General features: G+C 43.4%; 20 protein-coding genes. 5 read left to right on the top strand and 15 right to left on the bottom strand.

What is annotated here, in order from left to right; translation table 11 throughout:
• Positions 1 to 5: 5 nt before the first annotated feature.
• From PseudUWO310_RS16365 to PseudUWO310_RS16395, 7 genes are all read right to left on the bottom strand, one after another.
• Positions 6 to 1,256: a glycoside hydrolase family 19 protein gene (locus PseudUWO310_RS16365; protein ID WP_142603145.1), complete on the bottom strand. Its 1,251-nt coding sequence runs from the start codon at positions 1,254 to 1,256 to the stop codon at positions 6 to 8.
• Positions 1,257 to 1,332: 76 nt separating this feature from the next.
• Complete coding sequence (locus PseudUWO310_RS16370) at positions 1,333 to 2,334, bottom strand: hypothetical protein (RefSeq protein WP_142603147.1); 1,002 nt, start codon at positions 2,332 to 2,334, stop codon at positions 1,333 to 1,335.
• Positions 2,335 to 2,413: 79 nt separating this feature from the next.
• A complete protein-coding gene (locus PseudUWO310_RS16375) occupies positions 2,414 to 3,334 on the bottom strand; it encodes a hypothetical protein (RefSeq protein ID WP_142603149.1) in 921 nt (306 codons plus the stop codon).
• A gap of 252 nt (positions 3,335 to 3,586) precedes the next feature.
• A complete protein-coding gene (locus PseudUWO310_RS16380; protein WP_142603151.1) occupies positions 3,587 to 4,030 on the bottom strand; it encodes a hypothetical protein in 444 nt (147 codons plus the stop codon).
• 211 nt (positions 4,031 to 4,241) lie between these two features.
• Complete coding sequence (locus tag PseudUWO310_RS16385; protein WP_009625033.1) at positions 4,242 to 4,502, bottom strand: hypothetical protein; 261 nt, start codon at positions 4,500 to 4,502, stop codon at positions 4,242 to 4,244.
• Positions 4,503 to 4,697: 195 nt separating this feature from the next.
• On the bottom strand, positions 4,698 to 5,090 hold the full coding sequence (gene ebsA / locus PseudUWO310_RS16390; RefSeq protein ID WP_009625032.1) for a type IV pilus biogenesis protein EbsA: 393 nt from the start codon (positions 5,088 to 5,090) through the stop codon (positions 4,698 to 4,700).
• A gap of 280 nt (positions 5,091 to 5,370) precedes the next feature.
• On the bottom strand, positions 5,371 to 6,678 hold the full coding sequence (locus PseudUWO310_RS16395; protein ID WP_142603153.1) for an ABC transporter substrate-binding protein: 1,308 nt from the start codon (positions 6,676 to 6,678) through the stop codon (positions 5,371 to 5,373).
• A 63-nt stretch (positions 6,679 to 6,741) separates the two neighbouring features.
• Here PseudUWO310_RS16395 and rnc point away from each other — a divergent pair, with 63 nt between their 5' ends.
• From rnc to PseudUWO310_RS16420, 5 genes are all read left to right on the top strand, one after another.
• Positions 6,742 to 7,488 (top strand): ribonuclease III, encoded by a 747-nt coding sequence (gene rnc, locus PseudUWO310_RS16400; RefSeq protein WP_055074807.1) that lies wholly within the window; start codon positions 6,742 to 6,744, stop codon positions 7,486 to 7,488.
• 351 nt (positions 7,489 to 7,839) lie between these two features.
• On the top strand, positions 7,840 to 9,462 hold the full coding sequence (locus PseudUWO310_RS16405; protein ID WP_142603155.1) for a glycosyltransferase: 1,623 nt from the start codon (positions 7,840 to 7,842) through the stop codon (positions 9,460 to 9,462).
• Positions 9,463 to 9,510: 48 nt separating this feature from the next.
• Complete coding sequence (locus tag PseudUWO310_RS16410) at positions 9,511 to 10,437, top strand: glycosyltransferase family 2 protein (RefSeq protein ID WP_142603158.1); 927 nt, start codon at positions 9,511 to 9,513, stop codon at positions 10,435 to 10,437.
• On the top strand, positions 10,434 to 10,637 hold the full coding sequence (locus tag PseudUWO310_RS16415) for a hypothetical protein (RefSeq protein ID WP_009625027.1): 204 nt from the start codon (positions 10,434 to 10,436) through the stop codon (positions 10,635 to 10,637). Before PseudUWO310_RS16410 ends, PseudUWO310_RS16415 begins: the two co-directional genes overlap by 4 nt.
• A 194-nt stretch (positions 10,638 to 10,831) precedes the next feature.
• Positions 10,832 to 11,506 (top strand): esterase/lipase family protein, encoded by a 675-nt coding sequence (locus PseudUWO310_RS16420; protein WP_142603160.1) that lies wholly within the window; start codon positions 10,832 to 10,834, stop codon positions 11,504 to 11,506.
• A gap of 91 nt (positions 11,507 to 11,597) precedes the next feature.
• On the opposite strand, the gene PseudUWO310_RS23010 is transcribed toward PseudUWO310_RS16420, so the two are convergent.
• The 8 genes from PseudUWO310_RS23010 to alr form a co-directional block, all read right to left on the bottom strand.
• Positions 11,598 to 11,774: a hypothetical protein gene (locus PseudUWO310_RS23010; protein ID WP_190316056.1), complete on the bottom strand. Its 177-nt coding sequence runs from the start codon at positions 11,772 to 11,774 to the stop codon at positions 11,598 to 11,600.
• 312 nt (positions 11,775 to 12,086) lie between these two features.
• Entirely contained in the window at positions 12,087 to 12,377 is a 291-nt protein-coding gene (locus PseudUWO310_RS16425; RefSeq protein ID WP_009625025.1) for a DUF2288 domain-containing protein, read from the bottom strand.
• Positions 12,377 to 13,144, bottom strand: a complete 768-nt coding sequence (locus PseudUWO310_RS16430; RefSeq protein ID WP_142603162.1) for a uracil-DNA glycosylase family protein — start codon at positions 13,142 to 13,144, stop codon at positions 12,377 to 12,379. Before PseudUWO310_RS16430 ends, PseudUWO310_RS16425 begins: the two co-directional genes overlap by 1 nt.
• Before the next feature lie 471 nt (positions 13,145 to 13,615).
• Positions 13,616 to 14,653 carry a DUF1350 family protein gene (locus PseudUWO310_RS16435; RefSeq protein WP_142603164.1) on the bottom strand — a complete coding sequence of 346 codons (1,038 nt, stop codon included), beginning with the start codon at positions 14,651 to 14,653 and terminating at the stop codon, positions 13,616 to 13,618.
• Positions 14,654 to 14,917: 264 nt separating this feature from the next.
• Positions 14,918 to 15,730 (bottom strand): hypothetical protein, encoded by an 813-nt coding sequence (locus PseudUWO310_RS16440; RefSeq protein WP_142603166.1) that lies wholly within the window; start codon positions 15,728 to 15,730, stop codon positions 14,918 to 14,920.
• 153 nt (positions 15,731 to 15,883) lie between these two features.
• A complete protein-coding gene (locus tag PseudUWO310_RS16445; protein ID WP_142603167.1) occupies positions 15,884 to 17,509 on the bottom strand; it encodes a tetratricopeptide repeat protein in 1,626 nt (541 codons plus the stop codon).
• Complete coding sequence (locus PseudUWO310_RS16450; RefSeq protein WP_142603170.1) at positions 17,449 to 18,312, bottom strand: RNA polymerase sigma factor; 864 nt, start codon at positions 18,310 to 18,312, stop codon at positions 17,449 to 17,451. The genes PseudUWO310_RS16445 and PseudUWO310_RS16450 overlap by 61 nt, the downstream gene beginning before the upstream one ends.
• Before the next feature lie 847 nt (positions 18,313 to 19,159).
• Positions 19,160 to 20,320 carry an alanine racemase gene (gene alr / locus PseudUWO310_RS16455; protein WP_142603172.1) on the bottom strand — a complete coding sequence of 387 codons (1,161 nt, stop codon included), beginning with the start codon at positions 20,318 to 20,320 and terminating at the stop codon, positions 19,160 to 19,162.
• Between the last annotated feature and the right edge of the window lie 96 nt (positions 20,321 to 20,416).

Below are 20,416 nucleotides of genomic sequence, written 5' to 3' on the forward strand. Positions count from 1 at the left end.
CCACGCTAAATTCCAAATACTTGCTTGGCGCGATCAAGATAGTCTTGGCGATCATCTAAACCATTCAGCCCGCCATTGATAATGCGCGTAATTTGGAGGATGTCATCATTATCGGCATAGCCATTGAGCGATCGCGAATCCCAATACCAACCAGCGCTGAGACAAGCGAGATCGAAATCGGCAAGACGTTGAGGATTATTGATCAAGTCTACTCCGAGAGCTTGACCGCAGGCTGCATAGTTGGATCTTCCCGTAACTTGGATTAAACCACGACCTTTAAAACGCACGCCATCGCCTGCTTTCGTATTGCCCAGATCTCTACGTCCTTCATAATCCGCACCAGAGGCATATTCTTCATTAGTGCTAAAGCCATCACTTTCATGGGCAGTTTGGGATAGGAAATGGGCTTTGCGTAATGGGGTAGTAATGCCATAACGCTGCATGGTGGTATTGAGGTTGGGTAGCAACTGATTGAGTCGATCTTGGCTAGTGTAGATCGCGATCGCTTTTAATTGGTCTAGGGTCAGCAGATTGGGAGTAACGACCGTGGGTGGATATAAACCAGCGTAGGGTTCTTGAGTAGCCACACGGGGGGGCAAATTATTTAAGGCGCGAATTGTACTATCTACCAATACATCTTTGGGATTGAAATCGTCCTTGAGATCGGCTATCAATTGCTGTAAACGCTGGGATGCTAATTTGCGGTATTGTACGAGATTTGGTGCTTGATACAGACCTTCATAGGGCTTACGGAGAATGGGACGTAAGGGCAGCCTACTCATTACCCGAATTAGGTCATCAATTCTGCCATCGATATCGTTATATTTGGGATCGGTAATAGTCGCGATCGCTGCAATTAAAGCCTGTGAGGCTTGTTGTCGCCATGTGGCTAGATCGGCAGGGGGAAATAATCCTGAATAGGGCGATCGCCCTGTCGGACGTGCGGGCAATTTACGAATAAAGCGAATTAAATCATCGATCGCCCCATCATAAACACTACCCTCAACATTCTGAATTTTGGGAACCAAAGCTTGAAGCGTAGTTGCAGCACGGTTTCGCCATGTTTGCAGATCGGCTGCTGGAAAAATGCCCGCATAGGGTTGACGACCATCAGGACGAGCAGGCAAATTATTGAGCGCGCGCACAAGATCATCTACTAGTCCGTCACGATCGGTAGGAGCATTGCCAACAATTTTAGGAACTAGAAAGGCAAGAGTTGCGGCAGCTTGCGATCGCCAAATCTCAACTTGTTTCATCGTCTTGCTGTAAAACTTACTGTAAAGCCTGCTGTAAGAACTGCCATAAAAAGTTTGGCAAGCAAACTCTTTACTATCATCGTATGAAACGCCCAAAAATTAATTTGACAAAGAAGGGATAGCGCAAAAATATTTGTCCCAATACACTGACAATCCCTTTGCGTAAACTAATAATCGCAAGGGGTAAGTACGGTTCTAGATAGGATGTAAATGTCTGAATTAAATTGTCGAAACGACCATTTATGGGCTGTAGAAAAAATAGGGCTACCCAACATAACAATAGGATTAGGATCGCCACGATCGCAATAAATCGAAAAACTGGACTTTCTAAAAGCTGAAGCAGGTTTGCCAATAACTTCTGATTAAATTTTGGCAATGTCGGTAAGTCGATATTCAGCCGCGAGAAAATCCACCAGATCGACAAGACGGTAATCGGGGCAGCGATCGCCACCATCCAAGGATTCGTTAAAAGTGAAATTACCAAAGGCGACCAGCTCAACCTCTTCCCGATATCTCGTAAGGGGTCGCACCATGTAATCGTCGTGACAAAAGATATCATGGCGATCGTAAAGGGACGTAATTTTTCCTCAACATAGTCCACGATCGCTGTCAAAAATTGGCGAGAAATCTGACTGACAATAAAACTATGGGCTTTTAAAATGCGATCGGCTTGAGGATGGTAGAGGATATCTTGACAAATTTTTTGACAAAGATCCCCATCAATATTCATTAATGTTCTGAGTATGGGCGATTCAGTTAATAACGATGGCGATATGGAACCAGATGCAGATGTAGTTTCAGATGTAGTTTCAGATGTAGTTTCAGCTATAGGTTCAGTTGACTCCGTGTAATAAGTCCAAATCACGATCGCCCCTTGGCGTAGGGACGCGATACCAACACTTGAAGCCAATACTTGCAATAATTCTTGACTCTTAAATTTATAAACAATTTCCGCACGATCCAGCAGCCCGTAACTAGCTAACCCCTTAGTATCTAGATCGATCTGTTCTACAACATTTGGGTTAAGCCGTAGACTAATTTCATCATTGGCGATCGCCAGCCACTCAGGTGTAGCCACCTTAACTCCACAATCTATAAATTTCTACATTTTTGACCATCGTTCGCATCTCTGCTAGCTCGTTCGCATCGCTGCCAGCCTATTGAGCGCGGAACGGCATAAGACTTTTGACTAGGTTTACACAGGTTGTAATAAGCCCTGACCATTGTTTTTGAGCATTTTCAACGCCTTGACGGTGCAAATCAAAAACAAGCTGGGTCATCGTCGGATCGATTCTGCTTTTGCTAGGCATAAACAAATCATCGATAAATTTATTTGTCAAGTCTCCGTCAAGGTGAAATTTAGTCTGGGCAAAAATGCGTTCGCCATTTAAAACCGATTGCTCAAATTCCCATAACTTCCGAAAATAACGAATCATCGGGGCATCGGAAATAATCTTACCGCTAGCATCCTTAGGAATCTTCAACTTTGCCAACTGCCTAGAGATTTCAGAATAGCAAGCATGTTCTCGCTCAAACTGCTCCTTAGCAAGAGGATCTAAGGAATTTTTGCGATCGTTAAAAATTTGTTCGGCGGCTTTGTAAGCTTCTAAGTCTTGGTTATAGCTAGTCAACTCAGCCCTATATTGCTCTATCGCTGCGGCTTCCTTTGGTAGTAAAGAGGTTGACGTTTGTTGTGGAAGTGATGCTCCCTTGGGCTTGAGTTGAGCGCTACGTTCGAGTAGAGATTCTTTAACGTTTTGCAGTCCTTGCTCAGTTTTGTATGCGATCTTATCGGAAATATCCATATAAAATTCCTGCACATCAAACTTTGACATGGGAATATTTCCAACGATCATCGTATTGATCTCTAGAGAAGTAATCTCTTCTAAAACATCTTTGATCGTTTCTCGAAAGCTATTGAGCGATGCACTTTGTCCTGCTGCTTCCTTGGGGACGCTTTTCTCATCAGACTTCTCATCTACAGACAAAGAAGCCTCTACTTGTTTTTTTGAGGCTTTTTCAAGCCTAGCATTACTCCTCTGCTCGTCTTTCTCAGCGTTGCTTTTACCAAATTGCATATGCCTAAGCCCTAGATCGAAGGTTCATTGAAAGCTCTAAATGCTGTAACCAAAATCCTCGCAACTCATTGCTTGCTACATTGCTATAAGAATTATGATTTTTTAATTTTAATACTGTCAATACAAGTCTTGATTAATGCAAGTCTTGATTAATGCAAGCTCTAATTAATGTAATTCTTGATTAATGCAAGTCTTAATTAATGCAAATCTTGATTAATACAAGTCTTGTCAGCAATTCAACGATTCAATCAATTAAGCGTAGCTTGGCAAACGCGTTACACCTGCATTGATATCGCTAGGCTTCTCATCTTTGTTGCCTTGTAACATTTCTGTCACTTTTTCACCAATATCTACTAGGGTTTTGAGATTATTGGCGATCGTTTCCGCCCCCTTGTCGACCTGAGTTTCATGAAAGCTGCGTAGCTCCGCATAGGGAGATCCTTGCAAGAAATCAGCCCCGATCTCATTTTCGATATCACCATCGATCAGGTTGATAGTCGTCTTTAAACGATTACCTTCTTTATGGGTAGTATCGCCTTCATGGGCAACCCAAGTTACGATTTCCAACTTCACAAGATCGGAAAATATCTCTACCAAAGCATCACCAAAGTTATTGCTTTCTTTGAGCTTGTCTTGAAAACGCACCGACGCAGTAACTGTCGCAGTTACGGAGGTAGAAGAAGTTGCGTACGTCATAATAGATACCTAGGGTAAAATCCTAATAAATTTAGATCGGACAAGATAGCTAAGTTAAATTTTAACCGCTTAACCACAAACTTCTACATAATCAAAGACTTTATATAAATCAATCTTTATGATTTTTGAATAAATTGATTTCGACTCAATTAATTTATTCATAATTTATGAAATCTATCAGCAATTTAATTAAACCAACTTTAACTTTAATTTAATGGTAGTCAGATAGTTCAATTAACTCCATTGGGACAAAGCTTTCTTGGGGCAACAAAATTAGTTGGGAGTAAATCAGTTTTCCAGTCATATCTATGCGGTTGATCGCTATGCCCATCGGACGGGGCAATTGCGCTGCATAGGAATCCGCGTAGTATCGATAAATCTGTTTAGCAGCTCTAATAATGAGCGGATCGACTTTTTTGGCTACAGGTTCTGGTCTTTCTGGTTGTTCGAGGCGTTGGGCGGCATATGACACAATGTAAACCCCTTAAATTTAACTATTCTTTTGCCTTATAAAAAGCGGCATCAGGACTTTAGCTGACTTTGTTTTTTTTAGCAAGATTTGAGCTTAGGATTATACATTAGTTGATGTTTTTTGGGCTGCTCTCTAGCAAAAAAATTAAAGCAAAAAAATTAAAGCAAAAAATTAAAGCAAAAAAATTAATTGCTCTTAATTACCTTCAGCGCTAGCTAGTTTCAGGCGGAACAACTTGCTATAGAAGATTTGGGGGAAATCCACATAGCCCTTGTCACGAATACTCGAAACCACCTCAATTAGATAGCCCACAAATTCTGAATTTTCTAATGTCATTTCATAGCTCATGTCGGCATCTCCATCGAAGGTGACTCGACATAGGACGAGGTCGGAGGGTAGATTGGCAACCCGCCATACTGCCATAAAAGAAACAGGAGCGCTCCCCTCTATATGACGTTCACCAGTAATTTCACCATGTTTGTATAGAGAAATTGCGTAAGGGAGAGCCTGACGCTTGCTTGGCTCTCGATAATAGGGCATGTAGATTGAAACTTCTTGCGGAGCAGCAGCTTTAAGTTCGATCGCCATAGGTGTAGCGCCTTTATTGATGACTGTATTGGGTGAATTTTTACAAAAAGATTAGCAGGTTTTGGGAAGATTGAGACTGAGACCATCCAATCATCTCCAAGAATTTTGGTTTAATACCAAATCACAAAATGGCTACGCCATTTTGTGATTTTAAAACCCTTACTGGATTTGGGTTTTAATTACCAAAAGTGTAGCCACACTTTTGGTAATTGGTTTAGGTAGGTAAGTATGGGCGACGCACAGCGCCGCCCATACTTACCTATTTAGTTTTGGTTAGCGATTAGGGTGAAACGCGATCGATTACCTTGATCTTGCCATCGGGTTGCACTTCCCAAACGTCGTAGCTGCCTTTGACATCGCCATATTCATCTAGCTCGACATTGCCACTTGCACCTTGATAGTCAATCTCTGTACCTGCCTTAACAAGTTTGATCGCTTCGCAAACGTCAGTAACTTCCTTGCCTGGAGCATTGGCAATGTCACGAATTTTGCTCTTGATACCATCACCTGTGGCATCTTTGGCAGCTTCAGCAGCGATCGCTACTAGGGCGGCGGCATCGTAGGAATGGGGGACAAAAGCGGCCAGATCTTGCCCTGTTTTATCTTTATAGTTCTTGGTAAATTCGGCAAGTGCCTTACCATCGGCTCCCGGAACTGTGCCGATCGCTCCGGCCAAGATAAATTTACCATCGGGAGTATTGCCAATTAGCTTCGGAAAATCTTCGGTTTTAACGCCGTCAGTAAGCAGAATTTTTACATCTTTAGTTAAACCTTGCTCGAAGGCTGCCTTGATCACTGCACCGCCCGAATCGGGATAGAGAATAGCAGCAACGGCATCGGGTTTGCTGCCAAAGGCTCCTTTTGCCTCAGCTTCAAAGGTGGTTGCTTTGGGATCGTAACGGGTCGGTTTGCTTTTATTTACAATTGTCCCGCCCAGTTTTTCAAAAGCTTCCACAAACGCTTTCTCAAAGCCCACGCCGTAGTCATTGTTGATGACGAGGGTAGCAACTTTTTTCGCTCCTTTCTTATAGGCTAAGTTGGCGAGAGCTAGAGCCTGATAAGTATCAGGTGGGGCAGTCCGATACCAATAGCCTTGAAATTCACCTTTTTTTGCCCGCTCGGTAAAGATGGGGCTGGTGCTGCCAGGGGAAATCATCACGACTTTGTTAGGAACAGCGATCGCTAAGGCAGCGGTGGAAACACTACTGGCATAAGCACCAACTACAGCCCCAACATTATCGACCTTAACCAATTTGGTCATCGCTTCCGCACCTGCGGGCGGATCAGTACGATCATCCTCTTTAAAATAAGCGATCGGTTTACCTAACACACCGCCGCACTTATTCACGGTTTCAACGAGAAAATCCGTCGCCTTGATCATGGGCGCACCGATCGAAGATAGATCGCCCGTCGCTGGGAGTAAGGAGCCTAAACGGAGGGCATCTTTAGTACCGCCACCAGAGCCTGTCGCTGGTGTTGTGGTGTTAGAGCCTGTAGATGTTGGGCTGGACTGACAAGCCACAATCCAGATAGTTGTCACTATCGCTAGGAAAGCTAGGCAAAGTGTGGAGAAAAACCTTTTAGTCATGGTTGCGATGAACTACGATCATACATATTTACGAAGTTGCTGTAATTGTATCTGCAAAGTCTCATGCCATCCACCATCGATCCACGCCGTCAAAGAGAATTAGTCCGTTTATTAGAACAGCTCGGACTAGAGCAGACAAAACTAGAGGCGATCAATCCATCGCTAAACCCTGAAGGTTTTGACTGGCTGCTAATCGATCGCGCTTTGGTGCATCCGAGTTTCTCAACTACCTACAACAACGACCAATTAGAGTTTGTGGGCGATAGCGTATTGCGCCTGTCGGTGAGTTTATTTTTACAGGAGCGCTATGGCGATCGCTCGGTGGGAGATCTAGCCGCATTGCGATCGCATCTCGTTAGTGACAAAACCCTCGCCGAAATTGCCAGCATTTACGAACTGCAAAAATATGTGGTCGTCTCGAATGCGGCTCGGAATGATGCCCAAGCCCTGCGATCGCTCCTAGCGGATGCCCTTGAGGCTTTAATGGCCGCGATATATGTCAATACAAGGGATCTGCACTTGATTCGCAAATGGCTCGATCCGCATATGCAACGTTTTGCCTCAGCGTTACTAGCAATTCCCGCCTTGGGCAACTACAAGGTCGCGCTGCAAGAATTAACGCAGGGTCGGTGGAAAAGGTTACCCGAATATCGCAACATTGAAACAACGGAATCAAAGCAGACCAATATTTTTTCTGTAGAAGTATGGTTTAACGATCGCTGTTGGGGCAAGGGACAGGGTAAAAGCATTAAGGCGGCGCAACAAGAAGCGGCGGCGATCGCCCTTGAAAGAATGCAAAATGAAATTTAACCGCCACTAAATAGCACCAATTTATTAGCGGCTTATTAGCGGCGCAAATTTATTTTAGGTAATTTCCATCTATTCCCATCTATTTCCCATCTATTTCCATCTGTAGATATTTGGCAGATATTTGGCAAACCTTCATCATATTTATTAAGATTCACACTTAAGCGTATAAATACTTAACGTCAAATCGTAAATTTTTCTACAAATACAGGACAAGCATCGTAATATTTCTTAGTGTGCTAATTTCGCTTTTCTGCTCAATTTTTATAGATTAGTGCTTCGTGTGGTAAGAAGGAGTCAAGAGTCATTCTGATACTAATATCGATCCTAGCCGCCCTCAATGCTGTGGCAGCAATGTGGCTATTACTTTATGGGCTAAATGCTTATTGGCTCACTGCTGTCCATAAGCCTAAGCTTTCTCTACGGAAACAGCTTGTTTTTCCGCAGCTTAATCCTGCTAGAGAATACCAAACTGCCCAAGCCGCCACAGCGCCATCAACAAGTGCAGGGGCGATCGCTGTCAATAAATTTGACAATTTCGATCAATTTCGCCTCGACAAACCTCTAACCAATAGCTTTGCTAGCTATGTTTTGGCGGTCGATCCTCCAGAGCATCATGCGATCGCCTTAGAGGAACTACCAATCGTTACGATCCAGTTGCCGATTTTTAACGAGCGCTATGTATCGCGCCGCTTGGTTGATGCTGTGTGTAAGCTGGACTATCCCCGCGATCGAATGCAAATTCAGGTACTTGACGACTCTATCGATGATACTCAAGAGATCCTCAGCGAAACCGTCCAAGAATACCAAAATCAAGGTTTCTGGATCGAATATGTCCATCGTGTCAATCGCACAGGGTTTAAAGCAGGAGCTTTGCAAGACGCAATGCCTCTCGTGCAGGGAAATTACATTGCTATTTTTGATGCTGATTTTATCCCCTCCGCCAACTGGCTCAAGGATACGATCCGCCATTATGTCGAGAATCCCGATGCCAAGGTGGCAGTAGTCCAAACCCGTTGGGGGCATATAAACTCTGAATATTCGTTGCTTACCAAGTTGCAATCCACGGGCATAGACGGACACTTTGCGATCGAGCAGCAGGCAAGGTGCAACAATGGCTATTTCTTAAATTTTAATGGTACTGCGGGTATTTGGAACCGACAGGCGATTATTGATGCAGGTGGTTGGCATGCCGATACCCTCGCCGAAGATATGGACTTGAGCTATCGCGCTCAACTCAAAGGCTGGAAGGTAGTTTATGACAATAATATCGTCGCGCCTGCGGAGCTACCCGTTGCCATGCTTGCCTTCAAATTACAGCAATTTCGCTGGGCAAAGGGGAGCATTCAATGTGCCAAAAAGTTAATGTTTCCCATCTGGAAAGCCAATCTCAGTTTTCCAGTCAAATTTCAAGCCACCATGCATTTATCGGGATATTCAGCCCATCCTTTGATGTTGCTTTTGGTTTTGCTTTCAGTTCCTCTCATGCTGATCACACCTGATAGTGCGATCGCTTTGCGAGTTTCTTTTGAGGGTATTTGGTCGGTATTTATGCTGCCAGCTACCTTTGGCCCCCCGTTTTTATATTTTCATGCCCAACGTGACCTATATCCCAAGCTTTGGTATCGTCGCCTCGGACGGATTTTTCTGTTAGCAGTTTTAGGCACAGGTATTTCTTGGAGCAATAGCCGGGCCGTATTCGCGGGCTTGTCCAATACTGGCGCAAATTTTCGCCGTACGCCCAAGTTTGATATCAAACATAAGAGCGATCGCTGGGAAAATAAGGCGTATAAAATTCCCCTTGATGCTACGGCGGCGATCGAAATCGGGCTATGCATTTATAGTGCGATCGCTTCGGTATTGGCTTTCCATAAGGGGCTATATATAACTTTGCCCTTTATGGTCTTATATGCGTTGAGCTATGGCTATGTTGGCGGATTGACTCTCTGGCAGTCTTGGCAGCAATCACGTAATTAACTGAACAAACCAAAATTAGAGAGCGCCAAACGCTCTCTAAATTTTATAATGGTCAATATGTGGTCAATTGTTATCCCAACTTATAACCGCCTACCGATATTGCAGAAATGCCTGCAAGCGATGGAAGCGCAGAATTTTACGACTCCCTATGAGGTTGTAGTAGTTGATGATGGCTCCACCGATGGCACGGTGGAATTTTTGCAAAGCCATCCCCAGCAATTTCCCCATGTCCGCTTGATTTTGCAAAATCATGAGGGAGCGGCGATCGCCAGAAATACAGGCATCGATGTCGCGCTTGGCGAAGTAATCGTATTTATCGATAGCGATCTTGTCGTTACCCCCATATTTTTATCAGCCCATGCAAAGGCTTTAGAAAAATCCCTAGCTAATGGCGATCGCGCCTTTACCTATGGTCAAGTAATTAATACGGCTAATTTTGACGACCCCACCTCTGAACCTGTCAAAATCACCGATATTTCCCATGCGTTTTTTGCCACGGGTAATGTAGCGATCGCCAAGCATTGGCTGCTCGAAGCAGGCAAGTTTGACACTGGCTTCCGTCAGTATGGCTGGGAAGATCTAGAACTGGGCGTACGCCTCAAAAATCTCGGCTTAAGACTAATCAAATGTCCTGAAGCCGTTGGCTATCATTGGCATCCCGCCTTTACGATCGAACAATTGCCAGCCCTCGTCGATGTGGAAGCCCAGAGGGGACGTATGGGCGTATTGTTTTACCAAAAGCATCCCACTTGGCAAGTGAGAATGATGATTCAGATGACATGGCTCCATGTATTGCTTTGGGGGATATTGTCCTTGGGTGGCTTGCTCAACGAGCGATCGCTGCGTCCTCTCCTCACATGGCTCATCAATCAAGGCAAGCCCCAACTAGCCCTAGAAATCGCTAGAATTTTCTTGAATTGGTACAACGTTAAGGGCGTATATGCCGCTTATCGAGAAACTAGGCAAAGCCTATGAAGGTTTCCTTAGAATTTCTTTATCACTTTCATTGCGATCGCTGTCGTAAATGGTGGAGTCGAGCCGACATCGAGCCCCAAATTGGCGAGCAAGTTTACTGTCCTTACTGCGGTCACATTAATACCGTAGAAGCGGTACAAACTTTCCGCAACGCAGCTCGCGGCGGTAGCTGTCTCAGCCAAAGACCCGATGAAATATAATCAAAACCCTGTAGCGCAGTCTACGCACGCCACAGTTTTTAAATCTGGCTTTGATACCAAACTAAACCTAAGTAAATGGGCGCAATTAAATATAAAAACCTTAAACCTATAGCGCACGCTGTGCGTGCGCTATAGGTTTAAGGTTTGGCTTTGGTTTTTACGCCCTTGATAAATTCGACAACGAACATTTCTATATGTCCAATCCCAATATCATTCTGGCAGGTTATCTAGCGGGAGCCACCGACTACATCCCGATCGCTGAGAAATTAGCCAAGCAAAATATAGCGGCGACGGTAGTTCCTTTAAAGTGGTGGGAATGGGTTCCGACTGTAGGCGGGCGATCCATTGCCCCCATTTTAGAAAAACTAGATCGAACCGTAAACTTAGAATTAGAGAGATCGGGTGCATCTAAAGTCAATATCATTGCCCATTCAGCAGGAGGATGGCTATCGCGCATTTATCTAGGCGATCGCCCCTACTATGACAAGGTTTGGGATGCACGATCTAAGGTTGCCAAACTCGTCTGTCTGGGAACCCCCCAGCGCAGCCTTGAACCTTGGTCGCTCAGAAATTTAGGATTTGTCAATGACAATTATCCCGATGCTTTTTATGACGATATTGAATATATCTGCGTCGCAGGGAAATCTGTCCGAGGCACAAAGTCTTCACCGCAAAAATGGCTAGCCTATAGCAGCTATGAACTTACCACGGGGCAAGGAGATGCTTGGGGCGATGGCATCATTCCCCTTGAAGCAGCCTATTTAAAGGGGGCTACAAATATTGAAATTGATGGGGTTTATCATTCAGCAAGATCGGGGAAATGGTACGGCTCCCAAGAAGCGATCGATATCTGGTCGAAATATCTTTAATACCAAGTTAAGAAATGGCGTTGCCATTTCTTAACTTGAAAACCCAGTAATACCAAAACACAAAATGGCTACGCCATTTTGTGTTTTGGTATTACTGGGTTTGGTTTTCAATTTCCGAAAGTGTAGCCACACTTTTGGAAATTGGTATAAGGTTTTGAGATTCCCAAAATGGCGTTGCCATTTTGGGAATTGGGATAACGCCTAGAAAGAATCCCTGCGACACCCCTGAAAGGATGGCGATCGCCCGTAAGAAGTAAATATCAGCCAAAAGGCTTATGAAAAAGCCCTCAATTTTACAACAATCTAGTAGACATTTTTAAAAGATGGATGTATAGTATAGAGGTGTGAGGAGCGAACAAAAGAAAAAGCCTAGGAACGAAACAGGGAAAGTAACCTAGGCTTTTTCTTTTGGTTAATATAAAAAAGAGGGAGTAGTAATTACTACTCCCTCTTTTTTATGGATTTTTATAGATTTTTACAGCTCTTCGTTAGCGCATCTAGCTGTCGCTAAGCTTACCCCAAAAGATGAGTGGCGGCGCGAAGCGCCGCCACTCATCTTTTGGGGTAGCTAGCATCTACGCTATGCGTCAATTCTCACAAGGACAAAGGGTGGTACGACCAAACTCGTAAATTCTTGTTCTTGGTTAGCATTCCAAGAGCTCAGCTCTTCGGCAGTGGGATGGCGTAACCATCCATCCTCGATCCAAGACTGGACTAACTGCGTATTATCTTCGGTTAGAGCTATTCCCACATCGACTAGATCCAACTTTGCCCCAACTAAAATCACCCTCGCCCTTGCCGCATGGGGAGATAGCCATTCCCACAGCGCCACATCCACCATTTCTTCTAAATCTTTTCTTGCCGTACTCACTAAAATTCCTCGCTATCATCAATTGCGCGATCGCCCCCAATGACCTCTAGGTACTTAGCTTTGATCGCTTTAATATCTTGCCATGTTAACCACTTCGGACTACCTTGCTCGCGACTTTGATTGCGCAATAGATAGGAGGGGTGGAATATGGGCATGACCAAACGTCCTTCCCACTCGTACCATTGACCGCGCACTTTAGTAATTGATAGCTTTTCCGCCAATATTGATTTTAGGGAAGTCGCCCCAGTAAGCAAAATGATCTTAGGATCAATCAGTCGAATCTGTTCTAGTAAATAGGGCTTGCAAGTAGTTGTTTCTAATGGGGTAGGAACGCGATTATTGGGCGGACGGCATTTGACGGTATTACAAATATAGACATCTTTAGTCGTGTCAAATCCCACAGATTCTAAGATTTTGTCTAAAAGCTGTCCTGATTTGCCAACAAAGGGCAATCCAGATAAATCCTCCTGCTCCCCAGGAGCTTCGCCGATGATGAGAATTTTGGCATGGCGATCGCCTCTTTCGACAACGACATTGGTGCGCGTTGTGGCAAGCGGACATTTTTGGCAATTACAAGCTGCTTCGCGCAATGCTTCGAGACTGTCAAACTGCTCGTACGCTATAGCTTCAGGAACTGGGCTTTTAGCAGAACGGGGAGTTTTTTTTACCGTTGTCACCTCAGTCGTCACCTCTGCATGGGGAAGCTCAAGCAAAGGAACCTCCGATGGAGTTAGATCGAACAGGCTCATTTGTTCTTTGTCAGTCATAGAAAGCGTATATGCCCCAAAGTCATTGCTTATAGCTAATATTTTACCTATGTAATTACCTATGTAAGCAATCCTGTAATCAACATATTTGGGACTTTAGGCAAAAGTAAACTTACAGCACTTTGCTCTCAAACCCAAACCAAGGATTTCCTTGCGATTCGTTTGATCGATAATTGCTATAAAACCAGAGAGCGCCGCCCGCTAAGTGGGCGATACTCTCTGGTTTTGTTTTTTATACCAATTACCAAAAGTGTGGCTACACTTTTGGTAATTGAAAACCAAACCCAGTAAGGGTTTTAAAATCACAAAATGGCTACGCCATTTTGTGATTTGGTATTAATTATGCTGAGCTATAGCTACAGTCACTTAAATTAGGACAAATCAAAACCCAAGAATAAATTGACGGCGCTTCGCGCCGCCAATTCATTCTTGGGTTTCATGTCCTAGTACACTGGGCGACAGCTATACTTCCTACCTATTTTCTAGCCTTTGATGTAATTTACTAACGGGGATTTGAAATTTTATATCGCGTTTTTGGATAGATTCAACAAGAGGAATATTGTCCCCGAAGTCTGGAAAATTGATGACAGCGTTAACCAACTGCATACCCAATGGTCTTAAATGACCGCCTATTAAATATTCTTGAAAATTCTTAGGTGGCTTTTTAAAATCCTTCTCAAACCACAGACATGTTGATAAGGCAATTTTATCGGTCTTGAAGGCAACTATCCCTAAGAGTTTGAATAAATTGCCAGACTTGATCAGGGCATAGGTTTGTTCTGGCGTGGGATTGACATTTATTCCTAAATTAATCAATACGGTGGCTAAAGGCTTAGGAATAGCACTATCAAGCCCCGTATTTACGGGAGCGAGTAGTAAAGAAGGTTGGTTCTTGATAAAGAGGCTGCTGATTTCGACAAGATTTTTTGACTGCTTGGCATTAGTAGCTCGTTCAACGTAATCGGCAATTAATGCTTTAGCCTCTTTACTCTTTCGCTTTAGCTCATTAGTCAAGCTTAAAAGACCATCAAAAATATAATCAATCTTGCGATCGAGCTTTGCTGGAGAATCTTTTTTGTTTGCTGTTTCTCTAACTATCCGTCCAATCAGTTTTTTCAACTCTTGCGGGTTATCAATGGAAGGTAAGGCACTAAATGCTTCCAAAAGAGCAATATATTTGCAACCAATACTATGCCCAAGCCAAGCAAAGTTGCGATCGCTGAGGTAAGCTGCATAGTCATATCCGTAGGCTATGGCGATTCTGACTAGCTCTGGCATGATTTCATACTGCTCTTTGATTAAAAAACCAGCTTCAGTATAGTGATCAAAAGTAAAGTTGAATGGTAAGACAACTATGGTATAGCCATCCTCAAATAGCCCCCGAAGCAGAGAACGATAGAAAAACATTGGGAAAAACGTACCGAAGAATGCGCCTCCAATAAATTGAATGACTCCCTTTGGTTTTGGGTGTAGCGCCGCCCAGCTATGGGCAATAGGTTGAAATTTCATAAATAAACTGCTTACGTTAATTACCAGTAAAAAATTAATTCCATTCCACAATTTTCAAGTAAATACGTAATGCCAATTCACTGAAGTGTTGGCTCACTTCAGTGAATTAAAAAACAAAACCAGTAAGGGTTTGAGATTCCAAAAATGGCGTTGCCATTTTTGGAATTGGCATAAATCCTATAGTTTAAGAATAAGACCATAGTTATTGCTGCCTATTACAATTTAGAAGTTGCAATAGGCAGCAATAGATTTTAGGTTTTTAGTTTATTGCTTTTTTGGGGGGAGGGGAGAACGAGTAATATCCTTTCTTGCATTGACAAGAAAAATTGAATCTCCAACTCTAGGATCGAACTCAAATGGCTGTTGCCTTGCTGGTTGCTGTAATGCTGGAGGAAGCAAATTAAAGATCTTCGTGAAATCGGTTTTAACGTCTTCAGTGGCTCCAGAAACTAAGAAGCAGTTGGAATCAGTCTTTTTCTTACCAGTAGTTTGATCGTAAAAAATTTGCGAAAATGCGTCGATGGTAAGACTGTCTACAGGAGAAACATAGACTAAATATTTCTGAGCAGCTAATTCCTTTGCCTTGGCTTCAGCATCTGCAACTTTGTCAAAGAAAGAGATCGAGGTCTTTGCAATTTTGACAGGGCATTGAGATGCAGGCAGCCCCGCAACAACACTGTAGACTCGGCCTTGCACAGGAGCGTCAATGGTGAAAAGGGTATTCGTTCCTGGGATTACGGCTCTTGCCCCTTGGAAATCAAACCAACCCTGAGTAAACGAGCCATTAATGCCGTTTTTCTGCCGTGAAGCTTCTAGTACTTGCTTATAAGCGGCTGGGAAATCACTTAAATTTTCAGGAAGGAGCGCACTGAGGTCGAGATTGGGAATCGCCACATCATATTGCAAGATATCGCGATATACCTTAACTCCTTCAGCCTGTTGTTCGGGAGTAACATAAAAAGTGGTTATCCCGCGAGATGCAGGCTGGGTAGCTTGTTGAGCATAAGCTGGGCTTACCCCACCTAGGCACAAAACAAAACTAAGAAGCGCAGCCAAAATTGCAGCTAATTTCTTCACAAATTCTCCTGAATATTCTTTGTTCGTAAAGTTATTTTCAGATCTGTGGTTTTTATGACCACAATTATTTAGACGTTTAACTGATCGAAATCAGGAATTTTTCGAGTTAGCCACGTTTTTTCTACTTGTTTCCCAACTCTTTAGGATTGACGTTTAGACTCGTCGCTCTAATTTTTTGCCTTTGAGTTGTCGCAAAAGCATTTCTACCTCTCCACGAATTGGATACAGTAATTGGCATTTCAAGGCCTTCTCATAGGCCTGTATGCCCCCTAAGCGATCGCCTAAATTAGTTAAAGCTTTTCCAAGCCAGTACGAAGTCATTGCAGGATCATGCTCTTGCAGATCCCGACACCCTTGACAAGCAGCTTGCCAATAATTATTTGCTGTCGAAATCGCGATCGCACGATCGTCCCTATCTGATAATGATGATAATGAATAGCTATCTCCCAGCCATAAAGCAACTGGGATCAATTGCAAACCGCCAATGCGCAAAAGTGCTTTCCCCTGCTCAAGCGCGTGGATGGCTGCTGGATGTTTCCCCGCCAAAGCCAATACGCGGCCGTGCAGAATCCAAGGATCGGCTAACTGTGGAGCAAGGGCGATCGCTTGCTGGGAGACAATACAGCCTCTTTCTTTCTGTTCCAAAGACTCTACGAAGATACGCCCCGCAGTCGCCCATACTCGCCACCGATCGGGAAACCGCAGCAGCATTTCTTCTATTAAGGGCTGTAAGTCCTGCAATTGTTTGGCAGTCGCTAACATCTCGCACAGCCCAAGATAAATTTCGCAATCATGGGGGTATAGATGATAGGCTCGCCCCATAGCAGCGATCGCCTGTTCGTATTCGCCAGTCTCAAATAGACATTTACCGTAGTAATACCAAGCATGGGGATAATTGGGATATTGGGCAGTCAAGTCTGCTAACACCTTTACCCCTAACTGCCAGTCCCCTCGCAAAATATGATAGTAAGCCAGCGATTTTTGCGCATCTGCACTATGAGGTGACCGTTTCAGTAAAGAGGTAAGCATTTTTTTGGTCAGTTTTCCCTCTTGCCCAGACACCAGTCGCATCTGACAACGTCGGTCGATTTGACGCTGGATCGTGCGTATGTCATCGGGAGCGATCGCGATCGCCCTACTGAGTTTATCCCTCGCAACAGAAAAATCACCAAGAGCGATCAAGGCATCATAGATATAAATTAATGCAAGTAATGCAAGAAAATCATTGGGGGCGATCGCGTCAACCTTTTCTAAGGCGTTTAAAACACCCAAAGGATTCTCCCTTTGCCAATACACCTCTGCTAACGCCATCCAATGGGCGATATTGTCAGGCTCGATAACTGCTGCCAAGGTAAAGGACTCAATAGCCCTATGACTTTGATCGCGACAGACAGCTATTAACCCATGAATATGCTCTTGAGTTCCTTGTTTCTCAGACCGCAATAAAGCTTTTTGATATATCTCCACGGCATCTGCTTTTAAGCGCATCAATCGTAAGATTCTCCCTAGTTGCAGCCACACATTCAGTAATTGCGGTTGCACGGCAATTACTTGCTGATATTCCGCGATCGCCTGTTGCCAATTGCCCATTTGAAAGAGTAAATCTGCAAATTCCAATCTCTTCTTCCAGCCTTGGGGATGCTTTTGGACGTATTTTTGCAGGGAAATAAATTTTTGATCTTTTCTAGTTATTTTTTCTTTTAAGTCAATGTAAAAATTTAACTCCAACCCAGAAGACTGATTGAGCTGTACCAATGATGCGGTAATTCTTCCTGACATACGACAGTAGAGTTATAGTTGATTTCTTCTTGATAATTATTGATTACAATTGTTAATTCCCAATCGCAGGAAGACAATGACTGCATATCCATATAATCTGCTAAATCCATAGATAATGGAAGGAAATCTATAGAAGTATCATCCTCACCAGCCAGATATTTATTTAAATACTTTTGAAGGATTCTTTGAGCTTTTTTAACAGATTTACGAGCATTATCTTCAGAGACAAGTAGTTGCTTAGCTATATCCTTGTAGGACTTTTCTTGATAGTAATGCAGGATAAAATAAATCCCCAAACCCTTAGGCAACAATCTAATTTTGTGCTCGATATATCTCCACAACTCTAAGTTTAAAAGATTAGATTCAGGCATAGCACCTGTATAATGTAAGGATAGATTCTCCTTTGATTTAATCTTCTCGATATTTTCAATTCTTGTTGACTCATTTCGACGCTTTCGGAGAATATCTATACAGAAATTATGGATCAGACGACTTAACCAAGCTTTAGGATGTTTTACCTTAGTTACATACTTTGGCCATTCATGACAGGCTTTGAGCATAGCCTGACTTAAGACATCCTCAGCATCAGTGAAGTTGCCCCCCATCCACTTTAAACAACAGTTGTATAAGTAACTTTGATGCAATTGCCATAAATGCCAAAAGTCTAAACAATTGTTTTGCGATATCCCCCTCAATTCAATTGAGTTTTGGCATATGTCTTTTTTTGCTAATTCTGGCAATGGGATCACTCGATCCACCATTTCCTGTATATATGAATTTTGAGCGCACATTCGTTCGTTCATCTAAGGTTTTATGGATGACACATTTATCCTTATCAAAAAAGTATAAAACAGCCGAGAAATGCCAGACTTATTAGAAACTGTATTTTATAAATCGCGGAGAAATAAACATGTCAATTTTATCCAATCTGTTTATTTTTAGCAACATCATTTTCAGCAATATTATTTTAGCTTTGTATAGTTTTTCAAAGTTTCAACCATGATATAGACTTAGTCTCAGATAATCAAAAATACATTAAAATTCAGAAAGAATATTGAATACTGAGATAAAAATTTACACTCACAAAAATAAAGGCTATACAACGAAGAGTTTTGTTAATTGAAATTTAACCTTTAAGTAAGTGCATTTAATTAAAATCCCGATCTAAAATCTGCGGTGCAAGCACAGCGTGCGCCGCAGGTTTTAGATCGGGATTTTAATTATGCTGAGATACTTATAAGAGCTTATTACCCATTACCAAATAGCCAAAACACCTAAGTAATTAGACAGACTAGAAAAAAGAGTCAAGTGTTACATGGTGTCACCTAATTCCTCATTTATAGCAACGTAAGGTTTGTTTAGGACATAAAAGACCAAAGATGAGTGGCAGCGCGAAGCGCTGCCACTCATCTTTGGTCTTTTATGTTCTTATTACTGATTCACGAAAGTGTGACAACACTTTTATAGCTGCCGCCAATTTTGTTAGGACAAAATCAAAGCCCCAGAGAGAGTTGCCGCGCGGAGCGCGGCAACTCTCTCTGGGGCTTTATGTCCTGATACAGTTGGCGGCAGCTATATGAAGTAAACACCAAGCCCAGTAAGGTTTTGAGATTCCGAAAATGGCAATGCCATTTTTGGAATAGGGATTAGTTAAATTTCTAATAAGATCTCTTGCCGATCGCTGATCGCATTTACAACATTGATTCTGGGCAAGCGGTGCTTAAATCCACAGAGAATTTCCCATGAAATCGTGCCTAATAGCTCCGCCCAATCATCGGCAGTATTTCCCGATGCCCCACCTAAAAATGTCACCACATCGCCAACGTTAACATCAGGTATATGGGTTACATCGATCGCACATTGATCCATCGTAATCGTGCCGATCTGCGCAACCTTTTGCCCCTTGACCGAAACATGAAGGCGATTGGATAAACCACGGGGAATCCCATCGGCATAACCGATCGCTACCGTTGCCATTTTCATGTCCGCCTTGGCAATGAACGAACGACCATAACTCACACTCGTTCCCGCCGTGATTTCTTTTACTTGGGTAATACGCGCCTTGACCGTAAGTGCTGGGCGCAAATCCACCAGATTTTGAAGATGGGGCGCGGGATAAAGTCCATAAATCCCCAAACCAGTTCTCACAATGTCGTAGTGAATTTGGCGATCGCATAACATCGCGGCGGTGTTACAAATATGAATATGGGGCGGATCGATACCTTCCGCCTGAAGCTCGGCAATGACCTGCTGAAACCTTTGGGTCTGTAACTGCATGAAGGTAAGATCGCGATCGTCGGCAGTGGCGAAGTGGGAATAAACGCTGAGAATTTCTAGATTTGGTAAATGCTGTACGAGTTTGATAAAGGCGATCGCCTCCTGCCAATTTACCCCCAGCCGCGACATCCCCGTATCAATCTTGAGATGGACGGGAATCTGCGCCCCAATATTGGAAAGGACTTCATGGTAAATCAGCGCTTGTTTGGCATTGCAAATAGTTGGCTGAAGCCGATATTCGGCGATCGCTTTGATCTCATCCACACCGTTAGTCGCCCCTAAAATGGCGATCGGAGCCGTAATCCCTGCATTACGTAACTGTATCCCTTCAGGAATGGTGGCAACCCCCAGCCATGAGGCTCCCGCCTCGATTGCGGCTTGACTGACATCAATCGCTCCGTGACCGTAGGCATCAGCCTTAACGATCGCCATTAACTCTGTCGGTGCGGTCAGTAAAGACTTTAATTGATAAACATTATGCTTAATTGCCGATAGATCGACTTCTACCCATGCACGATGGTTTTGCTTGAGCATTACAACGCACTCCTCATGCGATAAAACAACAAACTCGATAGCTGTAGCGCAAGCTGCGCGTACGCTACAGCTTTTGGGGCTTTATATTTAATTACG

The sequence above is a fragment of the Pseudanabaena sp. UWO310 genome (genome assembly GCF_006861605.1).
Lineage (GTDB): Bacteria > Cyanobacteriota > Cyanobacteriia > Pseudanabaenales > Pseudanabaenaceae > Pseudanabaena.

What these genes read in the sequence shown, in the direction of transcription:
- PseudUWO310_RS16365 (WP_142603145.1), bottom strand. Translation starts at nt 1,256, where the DNA reads ATGAAACAAGTTGAGATTTGGCGATCGCAAGCTGCCGCAACTCTTGCC.
- PseudUWO310_RS16375 (WP_142603149.1), bottom strand. Translation starts at nt 3,334, where the DNA reads ATGCAATTTGGTAAAAGCAACGCTGAGAAAGACGAGCAGAGGAGTAAT.
- PseudUWO310_RS16380 (WP_142603151.1), bottom strand. Translation starts at nt 4,030, where the DNA reads ATGACGTACGCAACTTCTTCTACCTCCGTAACTGCGACAGTTACTGCG.
- ebsA (WP_009625032.1), bottom strand. Translation starts at nt 5,090, where the DNA reads ATGGCGATCGAACTTAAAGCTGCTGCTCCGCAAGAAGTTTCAATCTAC.
- PseudUWO310_RS16395 (WP_142603153.1), bottom strand. Translation starts at nt 6,678, where the DNA reads ATGACTAAAAGGTTTTTCTCCACACTTTGCCTAGCTTTCCTAGCGATA.
- rnc (WP_055074807.1), top strand. Translation starts at nt 6,742, where the DNA reads ATGCCATCCACCATCGATCCACGCCGTCAAAGAGAATTAGTCCGTTTA.
- PseudUWO310_RS16405 (WP_142603155.1), top strand. Translation starts at nt 7,840, where the DNA reads ATGTGGCTATTACTTTATGGGCTAAATGCTTATTGGCTCACTGCTGTC.
- PseudUWO310_RS16410 (WP_142603158.1), top strand. Translation starts at nt 9,511, where the DNA reads ATGGTCAATATGTGGTCAATTGTTATCCCAACTTATAACCGCCTACCG.
- PseudUWO310_RS16415 (WP_009625027.1), top strand. Translation starts at nt 10,434, where the DNA reads ATGAAGGTTTCCTTAGAATTTCTTTATCACTTTCATTGCGATCGCTGT.
- PseudUWO310_RS16420 (WP_142603160.1), top strand. Translation starts at nt 10,832, where the DNA reads ATGTCCAATCCCAATATCATTCTGGCAGGTTATCTAGCGGGAGCCACC.
- PseudUWO310_RS16430 (WP_142603162.1), bottom strand. Translation starts at nt 13,144, where the DNA reads ATGACTGACAAAGAACAAATGAGCCTGTTCGATCTAACTCCATCGGAG.
- PseudUWO310_RS16435 (WP_142603164.1), bottom strand. Translation starts at nt 14,653, where the DNA reads ATGAAATTTCAACCTATTGCCCATAGCTGGGCGGCGCTACACCCAAAA.
- PseudUWO310_RS16445 (WP_142603167.1), bottom strand. Translation starts at nt 17,509, where the DNA reads ATGTCAGGAAGAATTACCGCATCATTGGTACAGCTCAATCAGTCTTCT.
- PseudUWO310_RS16450 (WP_142603170.1), bottom strand. Translation starts at nt 18,312, where the DNA reads ATGAACGAACGAATGTGCGCTCAAAATTCATATATACAGGAAATGGTG.
- alr (WP_142603172.1), bottom strand. Translation starts at nt 20,320, where the DNA reads ATGCTCAAGCAAAACCATCGTGCATGGGTAGAAGTCGATCTATCGGCA.